The organism is Dactylosporangium sp. CA-152071, assembly GCF_050936335.1.
In the GTDB taxonomy this organism is placed as follows: domain Bacteria; phylum Actinomycetota; class Actinomycetes; order Mycobacteriales; family Micromonosporaceae; genus Dactylosporangium; species Dactylosporangium maewongense.
The window spans coordinates 4,230,802-4,247,246 of sequence record NZ_JBNJMZ010000001.1 but is presented as its reverse complement, the minus strand read 5'-3'; the positions used below and the strand labels follow the sequence as shown (position 1 = coordinate 4,247,246).

Here is a 16,445-nt window from a genome sequence, read left to right as displayed (position 1 = left end):
GGGGCCGTCAGCGGCCCCACCCGTCACGGGCACTTGTTCTGCCGGAAGGCGGTCAGTGATGCTGCGTCCGGCTCGAACTTCCACTGGCCGTTCTGATACTTGATGGTGTTGGTGCCGCTCGCCGCGGCCCCGCTCGCCGGCGTCCGCGTCCACTTGACCGTGGCGGTGGACTCGTCGACCGGTGTCACGCCGGTGACCAGGTAGTCGCCCTGCAGCCCGGTGCAGGTCGAGACCAGGTCGACGTAGGCGTCCTTGTTGATGGCCGACTGCGCGGTGTCGGTCCAGAGCTCCCAGGCTCCGGCCCAGTCGCCGGATGACAGGTTTTCGAACACCTGCTCCGCCGTGACCTGCGCGGTCTGTTGGTCCTGCGGCTGTGCGGTCACCTCTACCGTCGGACGGTCGGCGGACGGTGACTCGCCCGAGTCATCCTTCTTGTCCGAGCAGCCCGCAAGGACGCTCGTCAGCACAACCGGCGCAATGACGGCGAGCGCGATGCCGCGGAAGGTTCGTGTCACCCATCTGCTCCAACGTGGTTCTGTCGGGGCGTTCCGCCCGATCCGTACGTGAAGGTACTCCCGGCCAACGAACCGCGTATAGCCGGAGGTACGCGCGAGTGATCTTTCGGGCGCCATTCGGCATGATCGGACAGGTCAGGCGTCGGCCTTTGGGAGCACCAACTCGGCGAAGACGGCCTTGTGGTCGGTCCCCGCGATCTTGTGGATCACGACCTTCCGCACCCCGACGCGCTCATCGGTCAGCACGTGGTCGAGCGTCACGCCCGGGATGAACCACCGATCGTCGTAGGGCCACGACGTGTCGAGCCCGGCGCCGACGACGTCCGCGGCGTCGTGGTAGCCCTTCTCGAGCACATCGCGGAACGCCTCGTGGTCGAGCGTCGCGTTGAAGTCGCCGATGAGCAGGTTGACCGGTCCCGTCGGTGTCGCGGCCGGCTGCGCGGCCAGATCCGACACCCAGCAGGAGTCCCGGGAGCCGTCCGACGGGGCGCACGGGTGCACCGACTCGACGTGCAGCTCGAGGGCGCCCGGGACCCGTACACCCGCCTGCGCCTGACCGAAGTCGGACGTGAACCGCCGGTATCCCTTGTCGGTGAGCGGGAAGCGGCTGTAGACGGCCGAGCCGCTCACGCCGGGGCGCGGGTAGGACACCGCGTTGGGCAGCAGCTGCTCCAGGCCGGCCCGGCGCAGCGCGGTGCGCGCCTCGTCGGTGTACTCCTGCACGGCGAGCAGGTCGACGGAGCCCGCGCGCACGAGGCCGACGATGCGGTCGGGGTCGGCGCGGCCGATGAGCATGTTGACGCTCATGACCCGCAGCGTCGGCCCCTCGGTCGTGCCCGCGTCGCCGTCGGAGATCCAGCGGGGCAGCACGCACGCCGCGAACGCGACGGTCACCACCGCCGCCGCGACCGCCGGCCAGATCCGCTTCGTCAGCAGGGCGATCGCCAGCGGTACCAGCGAAACAACCGCGACATAAGGGGTGAACGCGATCAGCTGGACCGTCGGGAAGCCACTTTCCAGGCCGAACACCCGTGCCGTCGCCCACGCCGCGAAGGGCGCGATGAGCAGCCACAGCAGCACGGTCAGCCACGGCCGCCGCCGCCGGGAGATCTCCGCGGCGGGCGCGAACTCCTCGGTGCCGACCATTCCGCCAGGGTAGGCGAGGCGCGCCAGCCGGCCCGGTCCCTGCTGAGAATCTTCACAGAACCCGCCGGCGGCCTACTACGCTGCGCAGGTGTATCCGGTCATCGTGCGGCTCGGCCCGGTCGCGATCCTGACCCACGACGTGTGCGTGGCGGCCGGCATCGCGGTCGCGGCGCTGGTCTTCCTGTGGGAGGTCCGCCGCCGCCGGGCGCAGGACGACCGGCTCTGGTACGTGCTGGCCGGCGCGCTCGTCGGCGGCGCGCTCTTCGCCCGGCTCGGCACGTGGGCGCAGCACCTCGACCCGCGGGACAACGCGTCGCTGCTGGAGCAGTGGGCGTACGGCAACCGCAGCATCCTGTCCGGCCTCGTCGGCGCGTACGTCGGCGCGATCGTGGCCAAGAAGGTGTCCGGCTACCCGTGGCGGACCGGCGACCTCTTCGCCCCCGCCGTCGCGGCCGGGATGGCGGTCGGCCGCGTCGGCTGCCTGCTCGCCGAGCCGCCCGGCACCCCGACCGGCCTGCCGTGGGGCATCACGCTCGACGCGGCGCAGGCCGAGGCGATGCACACGCCCGTCGGCGTGCCGCTGCACCCGTCCTTCGCGTACGAGATCCTCTTCCACGCCGTCGCGTTCGGCGCGCTGCTCGCGCTGCGCCGGAAGGTGACCGCGCCGGGCGCGCTGTTCAAAATCTATCTGGCCGCTTACGCCGCGTTCCGTTTCATGGTGGAGTTCGTGCGGGGCAACGAGGTGGTGTGGGCCGGCCTGACCCGGCCGCAGCTGTTCCTCCTGGCCTGCCTGCCGCTCATCGTGGCGGGCATCATCAAGGATCTGGTGCGACAGAAGGAAACGGTGGCGGCATGAGCGGCCAGCGAAGCGGCTCGGGCCGCTCATCATGTGGCAGGTTCGGTTCAGGCCGACGCCGGAGCGCAGCGGAGGTGGCGGCATGAATCCGAACTGGACGGTGCCGACGCCGCCACCGGACGGGGAACGCCCGATCCGCGGCAGGAAGGTCGCCGCGGGGCTCGGCATCGCCGCCGCCGCGCAGGTCCTCGTCATCATCATCGGCGTGGTCGTGACGATCGCCTTCGGCGCGTCGGACAACAGCGAGAACGCGCTGCTCGGCGTCTACCTGGAGATGCTGCTGCAGGTGGTGCTGTTCGTCGCGTGCCTGGTGGTCGGCATCGTCTGGATCGTGCGCCGCGACCGGGGCCTCGGCATCGGCATCCTCATCGGCTGGGCGGTCAGCGTCATCGTCTTCCCCATCGCGGGGATCGGCGTCTGCATCGCCATCGTCAACGCGAACACGGGGACCGCATGAGCGGGCCGGAGCGCAGCGGAGGGCTGCGAATCGGAGTTGCAGGTTGGAGCTCAGGCCGGCGCCGGAGCGCAGCGGAGGTGACGGCATGAGCAACGGAATGCAGCTTCGCGGGGACCGAATCCACCGGTACGTCAACGCCTTCTGCCCGCAGTGCCACGACGAGCGCCCCGACCGTCCACTGGAGACGGTGCAGCGGCTGTCGGGCTGGCTCGCCGAGCGCGACGGCCGGATCTGGCTGGAGCGCGGCTGCCCCTCGCACGGTCTCGTCCGCACGCTGTACGACGAGTCGCCGGAGATCCTCCGGTACCTGGAGCAGTGGACCGCCCCGACGAAGTCGCACGTGCCGGACCTCGCCGGGAACTTCGCGCCAGTGCCGTCGGCGTACCTCGCCGGCCTGCCGGAGATGCAGACCCAGCACACCTGCATCCTGCTCGCCGACCTCACCGACAGCTGCAACCTGCGCTGCCCCACCTGCTTCACCGACTCCTCCCCGGCGATCGAGGGCGTCGTGCCGCTCGCCGAGGTCCTGGCCAGCGTCGACACGAAGCTGTCCCGGGAAAACGGGCGCATCGACGTGCTCATGCTGTCCGGCGGCGAGCCCACGCTGTACCCGCAGCTGGCCGAGCTGCTGCGGGAGGTGTCCGCCCGCAACGTCGTGCGGATCCTCATCAACTCCAACGGCGTGAAGATCGCCCGCGACGACGCGCTGCTGGACCTGCTCACCGAGCACCGCGAGCGGGTCGAGGTCTATCTCCAGTACGACGGCGTCTCCGAGCGCGCCGCCCGCCACCACCGCGGCGCCGACCTGCGCCGTCTCAAGGACCAGGCGGTCGACCGGCTCTCCTCCCGCGGCATCTTCACCACCCTCACCATGACGTGCGCCCTCGGCGTCAACGACGACGAGATCGGCGCCGTCGTGAAGCGCGCGCTCGACACCCCGTACGTCGGCGGCGTCTCCCTGCAGCCGCAGTTCGGGTCCGGTCGTTCGGGTGCTATCGACCCCCTCGACCGTCTCACCCACACCGGCGTCCTGGCCCGCCTCGGCCCGCAGACCGGCGACCAGGTCACCTGGCGCGACCTGACCGCCCTGCCCTGCTCGCACCCGCACTGCTGCTCCGTGGGGTACCTGCTGCGCGACGACGCGGGGGAGTGGCAGTCGATGACCAAGCTCATCGGCCACGACCGCCTCCTGACGTTCCTGGACCTCTCCCCGGACCTCGTCGCCAACCGCATCGCCGACGTCCAGCTCCCGCTGGCGCTGCGGACCGCCGTCAAGGACTCGCTGCTGGGCCTGCTGTCCGAGCAGTCCTCGCTGTCCCACCCCGACGTCGGCTCGCTCTGGCGCGACATCTGCGAGAACTGCGACCTCGGCATCTCGACCCTCACCACGCTGGTCTCCTCGTCCCTGCCCGGCGGCCGCAACCGCCTGCGCAAGATGCTCGGCGAACGCGTCAAACGGATCACGGTCAAGCCCTTCATGGACATGCACACGATGATCGAGGAGCGCCTCCTGCAGTGCTGCGTGCACGTCGCCACCGTCGCCGCCGCCGCTGACGGCTCCCCGGCCCACCAGTGCGCCCCGTTCTGCGCCGTCCAGGCCTGGCCCGCCCTCTCCGCCCAACGCCTGCCCAGGGCGCTGTGACGACCCCGCCCGCGCAGCCCTACGATCCGCTGCGCCTCTGCGTGTACGCGACGATCGCCGCCCTCGCGTGGCTCCTGGGCCCGATCGCCCTGCTCGGCTTCGCCCTGCTCGGCTTCTTCGGCTACCTCCGCGCCCGCCGCCAGGGCCTGACCCGCTCCAAGTGCGTCCTGCGCGACACCCGCCTGGTCCTGACCTACCTGGCCGCCCTGACCCTGGCCGCCACCGCCGGCATCACCTGGAACGTCTACACCTGGCTCACCTGACCCCACCGCCGGGCCTCGTGAATGGCGTCGGCGATCTGGGTCGCCAGCAGCGTGGCTTGCTCGAGGGAGAGGCCGTGGGCCGGCTCGGCACCGGACCGGGTCCTGCCAGGTGCCATCGCCGGGACAAGGAGTTGTCACCGGTTCATGTCGTCCGGATGGGCGGATACTCGACGCATGGCCTTGAAGCACGGCGATGCTTCCGATCTCCCTGCTTGGGCCTGCCGGATCCGTGCGGAGCGGGCCGCGCGGGGATGGTCGCAGCGGCAGGCGGTCGAGGCGCTGCGCGCCCACGCCGGCGAGGACACGCACCTGGCCGAGACGGTCAGCCTTCTGCGCAACTGGAAGCGTTGGGAGGCCGGCAATACAGAGCCGGACGCCTTCTACAAGCCGCTGCTCGCCGAGACATTCGGGACGGTGACCGCCGCCGGGTCGAGGTCGCGTTGGACAATGGTCGCGCCGTTTTGGAGGCTCTGCCCTACCCAGAGAACCCCGGTAACCACTTCGTCATTGACCCGTCGAAGTGGGACCTCTACACCATGGACTGCTACCGCCACGTGGGCGAGGATCGCCTTGCGGCGACATATGCAGAAGAGGTCATCCGATCGGGCACCACTCCCGACGGCATTGTTCGCAGGCCAATGCGGGTGGCAGAAGCGCGCATCACTCGCGGAGTTGTCGCTGCGAGGCAAGGCGAGCCCGAGGCCGCAGTATCCGCGGGTCTCCGAATATCTCGCCGAACTAAGGTCGCTAGATTCCTGAGTGCCCCTGGTGTCAGAATGTCATGATGCCACTCGGTCTCACTAGCGTGACGGGTTGAAAGAATGAGCAGCCACTCGATTAGTCCCGAAGACCTTCGCCAAGAAGTCGTCGAACTCACCGAACTCCTGCGGGACGACGAGTCCTTTCGAGATGTTTACAACTTGGTCATCTCAAAAGGCCTGACCATCGGAGACGTGCTTCTGGCTGGCCTCGTTGAAAACGAGGACACCGGCGATCAGTACGGTCTTCTTGTTGTGGAGGACGGTCAATGTGTCGTCTTCGAGCTTGACCGCTACGGTTCGGTGAAGCACTGGGAGCGGATCGATGACGTTTCTGTCTTGGATGATGAGTTCTTCACCGTTGCCGTAGCGGTCGCCATGAAGAGAAGCGGGGACGTTCCTTAGGTCGAGTAATCGGCTAACGGCACGCTCGGACCTTGGATGGCATGATAAGTCTGGCAAGGCTGGAGGCTTGTGCAAGGCAGCCGCGACCTCCGGGACTCCCAGGCCTACAGGAAGGACGGGCTGTCTTGGCGGGGGGCTGTGAAGGTTCGACGGTGCAACCGCAGTCAGCGGATCGTCAGCAGAACGCCTGATACTGGTTGATAGCCGATGCCTGAATCAGCGGTGCGCTACCCCGTTCGCGGCTCGTCAACGACCGCTGCCTTGAGGTGCTAGCGCCGAGGCACCGCGCTCTCAAGGCGGTAGCGCCGGTTCGAATCCGGTCGGGGCTACAGTCCAATGGGTCCACCCTGTTCACGGGGTGGACCCGTTCGCGTTGGTGGACTTCCGCATCCCCCGCGCAGCGGCTCCGCCGCCGCTCCCCAGTGGGGGATTCTCACCCCACACCCCCAATGCTCCGCTTCGCGTCGCACCGCTCGCTGCGCGTCGCGGGGGCGGGGCTTGCTTCGCATCGCCCCGCTTTGGGCGCCCGACCCGCCGGAACACCCCCGCTGCCCGACCCGGTCCCACGCCACCGGCACCCGGCCCACGCCACACAGGCCAATGCCGCACGGGCCGGAACGCCGCACAGGCCGTGCTGCACCGTCACGGCCCATTCGCGACATGGACGTGACGCCGGACAGCCCGCCTGCACCAACACACACGTCATCGCGCCCCGACCTCGCCGCGCGGAGCGCTGCGCTGCGCTGCGCCGGATCGTCTGACACTCGACCACCACCGTGCCGGCGCGCGTCGCACGGGCCAGCACGCCGCACAGCCCACCCCGCACCATCACGCCGGCCGCCCCATCCCGCACGGGTCACCGGGCCGCTCGGTTGGCTTCCGGGGCGACGATCGCACCGCCGTATCAGCACCGCACGGGGGCGTCATGCCGCGTGGGGCAGCATCTGACCACCACGGCGTCGGCGCTCGCCACACGAACCATCGCGGCACAGAGCATCGCGGCGCGGGCCGGCACAGCGCAGATCAGCACAGCGCATAGCCGCGCAGAGCATCATGGGATCGTCCGCTCAATCCAGGTGGGCTGTCGTGCCGTCCCTGCGCCTGACGTGATCCATCCACGCCGGGCCCACTCCACACGGGTCACCGCGTCGCCTGGCCGGCTCTGTATGGGTCATCGCGCCTCTGAGCGGTTTCAGGCCGAACGGTCACGCCGCCGACCCGTCACCGCACGCCATGCCGCTGCCCGGAGCCGGCGGCGGCCGGGGAACCGATCAAGCGGACTGCCCAGAGGGGGGCTCCGAGGTCACGAGAAGCTCACGACCTCATGTTCGCCAAGCTCGATGCCGTACCGCTTGTAGACCTTCGTAGTGTTCTCGCTCGTGAGCTGCGACTCCTCGTACCCGAGAAGGGCGGCGACGCGGCGCACCTCCTCCGGCGAGGAGGCCTCGATCTCCAGGTACGGCGGGATCATCGGCCATTCGTCGATCTCCAGTTGAGCGCCGTCGAGGGTGAAGCTCGTTCTGCGGTTCTCCTGGTAGGACTTCGGGTGGAAACCGAGGAAGCCCAGGAGCTCGTTCGTCGCGTCCAGGTCGTCCACGGTGACCTCGACCTCGTAGGTGCCGTCGATACCGTCGTGGGAGATCTCCTTGACGGCGAGCGTGGTCTTCGTGCCGTTGTCGCGCAGCCGGATCCACTTGCTCTCGTCGCCCGCGACGATGTCGTACACGTAGCGGCGCTGGAGCGTCGGGGTGCTGACCTCACTGCCGTTCATGGAAAGAATCAGGTCCGCCATCGCGGCCGGGTCGATGTCGAGCACCTTCGCCTCAAACTCTGCGGGCACGTCGAGTCCTTTCACAACAAATCGGTCGTCGGGCAACTGGCGGCGCTTGGGTCCTGCCGTGCCGCTCAGCGCCGCTGAGGACGCCCTGCACGACCTGGGCAAGCCCAACACCGCGATTTGGGTTGCGCGCAGGCAGGGCGTGACCGCTGCCTCGGTGCGGACTACTGGTCCGCGGTGTGGGGCAGGGCGGTGTCGCAGTGGGTGATGAGGGCGGCGCGTAGGGGGGTGGCGCGGTCGGACAGGTCGCGTTGGCGGCGGGTGTACTCGGCGCGGCCCTCGGGGGTTTCGATCGGGACCGGGGGGTAGCCGAGGGCGGCCAGGTCGTACGGGCTGGCCTGCATGTCGAGGGTGCGGATGTCGGCGGCCAGCTCGAAGCAGTCGGCGATCAGTTCGCCGGGGGTCAGCGGGCTGAGCTTGTAGGACCACTTGTACAGGTCCATGTTGGCGTGCAGGCAGCCTGGCTGCTCGTTGGCGAGCTGGGTTTCGCGGGTCGGTTGCAGGAGGTTCAGCGACCGGGCGGGGGCGGTGTAGAAGCGGAAGGCGTCGAAGTGGCTGCAGCGGATGCGGCTCGCCTCGACGACGGCGTCGGTGCCGGTGGGGCCGAGGCGCAGCGGCCAGGCGTTGTGGCGGAGCTCGTCCTGCGTCTGGCGGTAGACCATCGCCCACTCGTGCAGGCCGAAGCAGCCCAGGTGCGGGGGTCTGGCCGCGGTCGCCACGAGCAGGTCCCGGACCCAGGCGACGGTCTCCGGCCGGCGGTGCGGGGCGCCGCCCGGACGCCACTGGCGCAGCTGCGCGGGCCGGAACGAGTAGTACGTGAACAGGAAGTCGAGCACCGGGTGCTTCTCGCCGCGGCGGCGGCGCTCCAGGTGCGGCACGATCCACTGGTCGACCCGTGCCTCGTGGGCGGCCCTGCGGGCGTCGTCTGAGAGCACGCGACAAGCTTAGGTTGTACCGTCACACGCATGCGCAAGCTCGGTGCACTGCTCGTCGCGACCACGGCCTGCACATTGCTGCTCGCGGGGTGTGGTGGCGAGCCGGAGGAGCGGAGCCAGCCGGCGGCGCCGACCTCGTCCACGGCGGGAGGCGCCTCCACGGGGGCGCCGGCGCTGGCGCTCGGGAAGCCGACGAGCGTCAAGGTCGCCGTGGGTGCGGGGGTGAACGGGGCGCCGTTCGACGTGGCGCGCAACGTGACGATGCCGGCGGGGTGGAGCGCGTCGGTCTACGCACGGGTCGAGAAGGCCAGGTTCCTGGCGGTCACGCCGAGCGGTGACCTGCTGGTGTCCCAGCCCGCGCAGGGCAAGGTCCGCGTGGTGCGGGGCGGGAAGGTCACCGAGTTCGCGTCCGGGCTCAACCGGCCGCACGACATGGTGTTCGCCGAGGTCGGCGGGGCGACGTGGCTGTTCGTGGCCGAGGCGGACAAGATCGTGCGCTACCCGTACCAGAGCGGGGACCTCAAGGCGCACGCCGGCCAGGTGGTCGTCGACGGGCTTCCCGACACCAGCACGCCGGAGCTGCGCGGCAACTACGCGCACGTGCTGAAGAACATCGCGGTGAAGGACGGCAAGCTGTACGTGTCGATCGCCTCCACCTGCAACGCGTGCGTCGAGGACACCGTCAGCGACCCGCAGCGCGCCGCGATCTACACGTTCGACGCCGCGGGGAAGAACGCGGGCAAGCACCTGCTGGCGCGCGGCATCCGCAACGCCGAGGGGCTGGCGTTCCGGCCCGGCACCGACGAGCTGTGGGCCGTGGTCAACAACCGCGACAACACGCTCGTCCCCGACGACCGCGACGTCGACGGCGACGGCAAGTCCGACAAGGGCAAACGGATGAGCCAGTTCGTCGACCAGTACCCGGTCGAGGAGCTCATCAAGGTCCGCGACGGCGGCTTCTACGGCTGGCCGTTCTGCAACCCCAACAGCGACAACGGCACCCACAACCTGCCGTTCCACCGCGACTACGAGCTCAACCGCGACGGCCAGAAGGCCGACTGCGCCAAGGCCGACCCGATCGACCTCGGCCTGCCCGCGCACACCGCGCCGCTCGGCCTGACCTTCGTGCCGGCCCTCGAGGGCGCCGTCGTGCCGCTGCACGGCTCGTGGAACAGCACGAAGCCCGTCGGCTACAAGGTCGTCTTCGTCCCGTGGACCACCGGCGGCCCCGGCGACCCGGTCGACCTCCTCAGCGGCCTCGTCGACACGAAGGCCGGCAAGCCCTGGCTCCGCCCCGTGGACGCCGCCCTCGACGCCGACGGCTCCATCCTCGTCAGCGACGATTTCGCCGGTACGATCCTGCGCCTCACCCCACCGAAGTAGACCCGATCCTCGCGGGGGTGCCGTCGGCGAGCAGGAACGCGACGCCGACGGGTCCATTGTGGACCGTGACGGCGCCGTCGGTGGAGACGGAGACGTCCAGCAGGCCGTCGGCGACCTTCAGCCCTCTGACGCGGAACGCGCCGACCGGCGACGGGGTGAGCGGGTCGAACGTGACGCGGCCGGCGGGGATGTCGACGTCCAGGCCCAGCAGCGCCACCAGCAGCGCGGGCCCCGCGGCGGCGGCCCAGGCCTGCGGGCGGCACGCCGCCGGGTACGGCGTCGCGGCGTCGTCACCGCCGTACAACTCGGGCAGCCGGGAATCGAAGCGCCCGGCGGCGTCGAGGAGGGCGCCCACCAGCGCCGCCGCCTCCTTGCGGTGGCCGTCGCGGGCCAGGCCGAGCAGCGCGATCGCGGTGTCGTGCGGCCAGACCGAGCCGGCGTGGTAGGAGCCGGGGTCGTAGCCGGCCGAGGACCGGGCGAGGGTCCGCAGCCCGAACGGGGAGCGCAGGCGGGTCAGCCAGCCGGCGACCGCGGCGCTCTCGGCGGGTGACAGCAGGCCGGTGCCGAGCAGGTGGCCCATGTTCGACGCCACCGCGTCGACCTGCTCGCCGGTGCCGGTGACGGCGAGCGCCGGATAACCGCCCGGGCACCAGAACGCGGCCCGGAACCGGTCCGCGAGGTCGGCCGCCGCCGAACGCCACCGCTCGGCGCCCGGGCGGCCGAAGGCGTCGAGCAGGCCGGCGCCTTCGCGGAACGCCTGGTACGCGTACGCCTGGACCTCGCACAACGCCAAGGTCCCGCTCGCGACGCGCCCGTCGGCGAACTGGATGCCGTCCGCGGAGTCCTTCCAGCCCTGGTGGGTGAGGCCGGCGCCGGTGGTGCGGTAGGTGACGAGACCACCGTGCCCGGCGAGCCACGCGAGGGCCGCCTCCGCGGCGGGCAGCAGGGCCTCCACGGCGTCGGGGCGCATGCCCCAGCGGTACGCGTCGGCGAGGGTGCAGACGAAGAGCGCGGTCGCGTCGACGGTGCCGTAATAGACCGGCGGCAGTCTGTGCGCGGCGTCCTCGCGCCGGATCTCGTGCGGGATCCGGCCGGGCTCTTCTTCGGTTTCGCCGGTGTACGAGGTGTCGTGGCGGCTCGACGAGCCTTGCTGCGCCGAGGTGTCCTGCCGGCCCGAGGTGCCTTGCTGCGCCGAGGTGTCCTGCCGGCCCGAGGTGCCTTGTTGCGCCGAATCGTCGTGGGGGGTCGCGGTGCCCTGGTGGGCGGCGAGGGTCCGTAGTGTGCCGGCGGCGACGTCGGTCCCCAGCGGCAGTGCGAGCCGCGCCGACCAGAGCGCGTCCCGGCCGAACAGCGTCAGGTACCACGGGCTGCCGGCGCTGTAGTACAGGTCGCCGCGGCGCAGTGCGTCGAGGTCCTGGACGCCGGTGCGCACCAGCGCGTCGAGCCGGGCGTCGCCGGCCGCGACCCGCAGCGTGCTGAACCGCTTGGCCCGCGGGATCGGCGGGACGTCGGTGCGGGTGAAGCGCAGCTCGACCGTCCACTGTGCCCCGGGCGCCAGCGTGACGGTCCATCGCAACGCGTCGCCGGCCTCATCGGGCGCCGGCGTGGCGTCAAGGCGGACCGACATGCCGTCCCCGGACCGCGCCTCGGCGAGCAGCGGCACGATGTCCACTGTGGAGCCGTCGCGGACCGCACCGGTGGTGGCGAAGTCCGTCGCGGCCGCCACCGCCAGCGTGACCACCCGCGGCTCGCCGGCCTTGTTGGCCAACGAGATGGTCTCGGTGCCACCCAGCGGCTCGGCCAGCCGGTTACGTGCGATGGCGAGGTTTCCCCGTACATCTGCGAAAACCGCTGAAGCAGCACCGGTGCGACGCACGTCCCGCGCCGCCACGGCCACGCCGTCGACCGTGACCTCCAGCCGGGCGAGCACCCGGCGGTCCTCGACGTAGAGCCCGTCGGCGCCGCCGGTGAGCTGACCGGACGGCCCCGACAACCACGTCGCCGGGGCGGCCACACAGGTCACGTGTGCGTGCAGGTCGTGATTCGCCACACGTCGCACGGTACGTTAGCCGCGTGAGCAGCGATGCGAGACCGGGTTGGCTGCGGCGCACCGAGGCCGAGCAGCGGTGGCCCGCCGCGCTCGCGATCGCCGTCGCGGTGGCCGTGCACCTGCTGCTACCGGCCGACCTGGCGCCCCGCCCGCGCTGGCTGCTGCCGGGCCTGGAGGCGGCCCTGCTGATCAGCGTCGTCGTGGTCAACCCGCTGCGGATCAACCGTGAGACCCGCATCCTGCGGCCGCTGAGCATCGGCCTGGCCGCGTTGCTCGGCGTCGCGACCGCGTGGTCGGCGGCGCTGCTCGTGCGGGCGCTGTTCGGGCAGGGGCACATCGCGCCGTCGCACCTGCTGCTGTGGGCCGCCGCGATCTGGCTGACGAACGTCATCGTGTTCGCCCTCTGGTTCTGGGAAGGCGACCGCGGCGGCCCGGCGGCGCGCGCCGAGGGGACCAACCCGCACCCCGACTTCCTCTTCGCCCAGATGACCGCCGGCGACCTCGTGCCCCGCGACTGGGAGCCGGGGTTCTTCGACTACTTCTACCTGTCGTTCACCAACGCCACCGCGTTCAGCCCGACCGACACCCTGCCGATGTCCACCTGGGCCAAGGCCGGCATGCTCGTCGAGTCCGCCGTCTCGCTCGCCACCGTCCTGCTCGTCGTGGCCCGCGCGGTGAACGTGATCGGCTGAGGCCCGTCTCAGGCCCGTCTCAGGTCTTCGTGGTCGGCTGAGGCCCGTCTCAGGTCCTCTCACCCTCGCCACAGCAACACTCGAATACCTTCCGCTGCAGCTACAACGGGAGGCACACCATGATCGAGGCTGTCGGCCTCACCAAACGCTACGGCGACCGCGTCGCCGTCGACCAGCTGTCGTTCACCGTGCGGCCGGGCCAGGTCACCGGGTTCCTCGGCCCGAACGGCGCAGGCAAGTCCACCACCATGCGGATGATCCTCGGGCTCGACGCCCCCACCAGCGGCCGGGTCACCATCGACGGCCGCCCGTTCGGCCGCCTCAACAACCCGATGCTCGAGGTCGGCGCGCTGCTGGACGCCAAGGCGATCCACGGTGGGCGCAGCGCGTACCACCACCTCCTCTGCCTCGCGCAGACCAACAACATCCCGCGCCGCCGCGTCGACGAGGTCCTGGAGATCGTCGGGCTCACCGCCGTCGCGCGGAAGCGGTCGAAGGGCTTCTCGCTCGGCATGGGCCAGCGGCTCGGCATCGCCACGGCCCTGCTCGGCGACCCGCGCATCCTCATGTTCGACGAGCCCGTGAACGGCCTGGACCCCGAGGGCATCCTCTGGATCCGCAACCTCATGAAGTCCCTCGCCGCCGAGGGCCGCACCGTCTTCGTCTCGTCGCACCTGATGAGCGAGATGTCGCTGACCGCCGACCACCTCCTCGTCATCGGCCGCGGCAGGCTGATCGCCGACTGCACGGTCCAGGAGTTCATCGAGCAGAACTCGGTCCTGGCCACCCGCGTGCGCACGCCCGACGTGTCGACGTTGGCGGCGTTGGTACGAGCGGCCGGCGCCACCGCCGTCGCCGAGCCCGACGGTTCGCTGCTCGTCACGGAGCTGCCGATGCGCGACATCGGCGACCTGGCTTTCGCGCACGGCCTGCGGCTGCACGAGCTGGCGCCCCTGCAGGCGTCGCTGGAGCAGGCGTTCATGGAGCTCACCAAGGACAGCGTCGAATACCGGGGGACCCGATGACGACTTTGACGGCCCGCCGCGCCGGCTTCGACGGCCTGCTGCGCTCCGAGTGGACGAAGCTGCGCACCGTCCGCTCCACCACCTGGTCCCTGGTGGCGATGGCCGCCATCTCCGTCGGCCTGATGTCGCTCATCGCCTGGCTCCTCATGCGCCAGTGGCCGCAGTTCTCGCCGCAGGACCAGGCCGCCCTGGCCGCCGAACCCCTCCAGATCATCATCGACCAGCCCGTCTTCATCTCCCAGCTCATCGTCGCCGTCCTGGGCGTCATGGTCGTCTCCGCCGAGTACACCACCGGCATGATCCGCTCCACCCTCCAGTCCCAGCCCCGCCGCCTGCTGGTCCTGTCCGCGAAGGTCCTGGTCTTCGCGCTCCTCATGTTCGCCGTCGGCGAGCTCCTGAGCTTCGCCGCCTTCTTCACCGGCCGCTGGATCATGTCCGACCACATCCCGGTCACCCTCTCCGACCCGGGCATCACCAGATCCGTCTTCGGCGCCGGCCTCTACCTGACGGTGCTGGGCCTCTTCGCCCTCGCCTTCGGCGCCATCATCCGCCACACCGCGGGCGCCATCACCGGCGTGCTCGGCCTGATCCTCGTCGTCTCCAACCTGACCGCCCTGCTCCCCAGCACGTGGGGCGCCCACATCCACGCCTGGATGCCCACCAACGCGGGCCAGCTCATCTACAAGCCGACCCTGCCCCCGGACCCGCTGCTGACCCAGTGGCAGGGCCTGGCCGTCTTCGCCGGCTGGACCGCCCTGCTCCTGCTCGTCGCCGCCTACCTGTTCAAGAAGCGCGACGCCTGACCCCACCCACCAACACCAGCCAGATGCCGCCCGCCCCCTCCGGTATCGGACCGGCCGGGGCGGGCCCTCGGTTGAGCGGACCAGTCGGGCTCTACGGTGTTGGCCCCAGCAGCGCGCAGCGGCCATACTGCCCAGGCGAGTGCGACGCCCCCGCCGGCGCGGTGCGGTGTGGTGCAGCGTTGGCTGGCGACGGCATGGTGGGGTTGATTCCCCCGGCCCACAGCGGCCTCAGCCAGGCCGTACGCCGTCACGGACGGCCTGGCTCATGTCACCGCCCTCAAACGCCGCCAGACGGCGCGCCAGGCGATCTGAGCGACTGCGCGCCACGCGACCCGGCACGCCGTGATCGTCGCTCCCGGACGCTCCAGGGCAACACAGTCGCCGGTCCTGGACCCGCTGAGCGGCGTGGCCGGCCATGCGGGACGGGATGGATCACGCCGGACGGAGCGCCGTCACAACGGCCCGTCTGGACTTGGGCAAGCGCTCCCACGCTCTGCGCTGCGCCGCCCTACACTGCGAGGCCCGCCGCCGTGCCACCCTGCGCGGCGACGCTCCGCGCCGTGATGGTTCGTGCGGCGTGGTGTTCAGGTTCTGCCCGGCGCGGCGTGCGGTGTTGGGTGCGGCGGCGTGCCAGTTCGGCCTGAAACCGCTCAGCGGCGCGATGACCCATGCAGAGCCGGCCAGGCGACGCGGTGACCCGTGTGGAGTGGGCCGCGGCGTGGATGGATCACATTGGACGCAGGACGGCACGACAGCCCACCTGGATTGAGCGGACGATCCCATGATGCTCTGCGCGGCGATGCGCTGTGCTGATCTGCGCTGTGCTGGCCCGCGCCGGGGTGGTTCGTGCGGTGAGGGCCGATTCCGTGGTAGTCCGATGTTGCCCACGCGGCATGACGCCCCCCGTGTGGTGCTGGTGCAGCGGTGCGATCGTCGCCCCTGAAGCCAGCAAAGCGGCCCGGTGACCCGTGCGGGATAGGTCAGCCGGCGTGCTGGCCCGTGTGGAGTGGGCGGGGTGGCGTGTCCGATACCGGGTGGCGAGCCGGCCGTGATGGTGCGGGGCGGTGGCCTGGCCGTGATGGTGCGGAGCGGCCTGTGCGGCGTGCTGCCCCCTGCGGTGTGGGCTGGGTGGCGTGTCCCATCCCGGGCGGGCCAGCCGCGACGGTGCCAGGCGGCCCGGCCAACGCGATGACCAAAGAACGCGGACAGGTTGGCGACGTGGGGAAGACCGGGCGGGAGGGGGCGTTCCGGCGGGGCGGGCGCCCAAAGCGGGGCGATGCGAAGCAAGCCCCGCCCCCGCGATGCGCAGCGAGCGGTGCGACGCGAAGCGGAGCATTGGGGGTGTGGGGTGAGAATCCCCCACTGGGGAGCGGCGGCGGAGCCGCTGCGCGGGGGATGCGGAAGTCCACCAACGCGAACGGGCCCACCCCGTGAACAGGGTGGACCCATTGGACTGTAGCCCCGACCGGATTCGAACCGGCGCTACCGCCTTGAGAGGGCGGCGTCCTGGGCCGCTAGACGACGGGGCCCCAGGTCTTGCTCTTTGTTGCTGTGTCGTGCGGTGGAACAATACAGCACCGCGATCTTGCTGCGGTGCTGGGGTACCAGGACTCGAACCTAGACTAACTGAACCAGAATCAGTTGGGCTGCCAATTACCCCATACCCCATCGGCGCTGT

General features: G+C 70.7%; 14 protein-coding genes and 2 tRNA genes. 9 read left to right on the top strand and 7 right to left on the bottom strand.

Annotated elements, in window-relative coordinates; all coding sequences use genetic code 11:
* Window positions 1-23 precede the first annotated feature (23 nt).
* Both ACQEVZ_RS19020 and ACQEVZ_RS19015 read right to left on the bottom strand, forming a co-directional pair.
* Window positions 24-515: a hypothetical protein gene (locus tag ACQEVZ_RS19020; RefSeq protein ID WP_344508103.1), complete on the bottom strand. Its 492-nt coding sequence runs from the start codon at window positions 513-515 to the stop codon at window positions 24-26.
* Between the two features lie 135 nt (window positions 516-650).
* Window positions 651-1,661 (bottom strand): endonuclease/exonuclease/phosphatase family protein, encoded by a 1,011-nt coding sequence (locus ACQEVZ_RS19015; protein WP_433368211.1) that lies wholly within the window; start codon window positions 1,659-1,661, stop codon window positions 651-653.
* A gap of 88 nt (window positions 1,662-1,749) precedes the next feature.
* Between ACQEVZ_RS19015 and ACQEVZ_RS19010 the strand changes: the two genes are divergently transcribed.
* The 5 genes from ACQEVZ_RS19010 (at window position 1,750) to ACQEVZ_RS18990 (ending at window position 6,042) form a co-directional block, all read left to right on the top strand.
* The gene (locus ACQEVZ_RS19010) at window positions 1,750-2,517 is read left to right on the top strand and encodes a prolipoprotein diacylglyceryl transferase (RefSeq protein WP_433368208.1); all 768 of its coding nucleotides are present in this window, start codon (window positions 1,750-1,752) and stop codon (window positions 2,515-2,517) included.
* Window positions 2,518-2,599: 82 nt separating this feature from the next.
* On the top strand, window positions 2,600-2,974 hold the full coding sequence (locus ACQEVZ_RS19005; protein ID WP_433368205.1) for a hypothetical protein: 375 nt from the start codon (window positions 2,600-2,602) through the stop codon (window positions 2,972-2,974).
* An 85-nt stretch (window positions 2,975-3,059) separates the two neighbouring features.
* A complete protein-coding gene (locus ACQEVZ_RS19000; protein ID WP_433368202.1) occupies window positions 3,060-4,616 on the top strand; it encodes a radical SAM protein in 1,557 nt (518 codons plus the stop codon).
* A complete protein-coding gene (locus ACQEVZ_RS18995; protein ID WP_360568255.1) occupies window positions 4,613-4,879 on the top strand; it encodes a hypothetical protein in 267 nt (88 codons plus the stop codon). Before ACQEVZ_RS19000 ends, ACQEVZ_RS18995 begins: the two co-directional genes overlap by 4 nt.
* Window positions 4,880-5,700: 821 nt before the next feature.
* Window positions 5,701-6,042, top strand: coding sequence for a hypothetical protein (locus ACQEVZ_RS18990; RefSeq protein WP_433368199.1), 342 nt, complete (start codon window positions 5,701-5,703; stop codon window positions 6,040-6,042).
* 1,303 nt (window positions 6,043-7,345) lie between these two features.
* Here the strand turns inward: ACQEVZ_RS18990 and ACQEVZ_RS18985 are convergent.
* Entirely contained in the window at window positions 7,346-7,882 is a 537-nt protein-coding gene (locus ACQEVZ_RS18985) for a class IV adenylate cyclase (protein ID WP_433368196.1), read from the bottom strand.
* Window positions 7,883-8,043: 161 nt separating this feature from the next.
* Window positions 8,044-8,814 carry a 3-methyladenine DNA glycosylase gene (locus ACQEVZ_RS18980; protein WP_433368193.1) on the bottom strand — a complete coding sequence of 257 codons (771 nt, stop codon included), beginning with the start codon at window positions 8,812-8,814 and terminating at the stop codon, window positions 8,044-8,046.
* A gap of 30 nt (window positions 8,815-8,844) precedes the next feature.
* Between ACQEVZ_RS18980 and ACQEVZ_RS18975 the strand changes: the two genes are divergently transcribed.
* The gene (locus tag ACQEVZ_RS18975) at window positions 8,845-10,197 is read left to right on the top strand and encodes a PQQ-dependent sugar dehydrogenase (protein ID WP_433368190.1); all 1,353 of its coding nucleotides are present in this window, start codon (window positions 8,845-8,847) and stop codon (window positions 10,195-10,197) included.
* Here ACQEVZ_RS18975 and ACQEVZ_RS18970 read toward each other — a convergent pair.
* Window positions 10,181-12,247, bottom strand: coding sequence for a glycogen debranching N-terminal domain-containing protein (locus ACQEVZ_RS18970; protein WP_433368187.1), 2,067 nt, complete (start codon window positions 12,245-12,247; stop codon window positions 10,181-10,183). The genes ACQEVZ_RS18975 and ACQEVZ_RS18970 overlap by 17 nt on opposite strands.
* Before the next feature lie 23 nt (window positions 12,248-12,270).
* Between ACQEVZ_RS18970 and ACQEVZ_RS18965 the strand changes: the two genes are divergently transcribed.
* From ACQEVZ_RS18965 to ACQEVZ_RS18955, 3 genes are all read left to right on the top strand, one after another.
* On the top strand, window positions 12,271-12,939 hold the full coding sequence (locus tag ACQEVZ_RS18965; protein WP_354888841.1) for a hypothetical protein: 669 nt from the start codon (window positions 12,271-12,273) through the stop codon (window positions 12,937-12,939).
* A gap of 119 nt (window positions 12,940-13,058) precedes the next feature.
* Complete coding sequence (locus ACQEVZ_RS18960; protein ID WP_344508071.1) at window positions 13,059-13,964, top strand: ATP-binding cassette domain-containing protein; 906 nt, start codon at window positions 13,059-13,061, stop codon at window positions 13,962-13,964.
* Window positions 13,961-14,767, top strand: coding sequence for an ABC transporter permease (locus tag ACQEVZ_RS18955; RefSeq protein WP_433368183.1), 807 nt, complete (start codon window positions 13,961-13,963; stop codon window positions 14,765-14,767). Before ACQEVZ_RS18960 ends, ACQEVZ_RS18955 begins: the two co-directional genes overlap by 4 nt.
* 1,456 nt (window positions 14,768-16,223) lie before the next feature.
* On the opposite strand, the gene ACQEVZ_RS18950 is transcribed toward ACQEVZ_RS18955, so the two are convergent.
* Both ACQEVZ_RS18950 and ACQEVZ_RS18945 read right to left on the bottom strand, forming a co-directional pair.
* Window positions 16,224-16,296: transfer RNA gene (locus tag ACQEVZ_RS18950), tRNA-Glu, on the bottom strand.
* 67 nt (window positions 16,297-16,363) lie between these two features.
* Window positions 16,364-16,435: transfer RNA gene (locus ACQEVZ_RS18945), tRNA-Gln, on the bottom strand.
* Window positions 16,436-16,445: the final 10 nt, after the last annotated feature.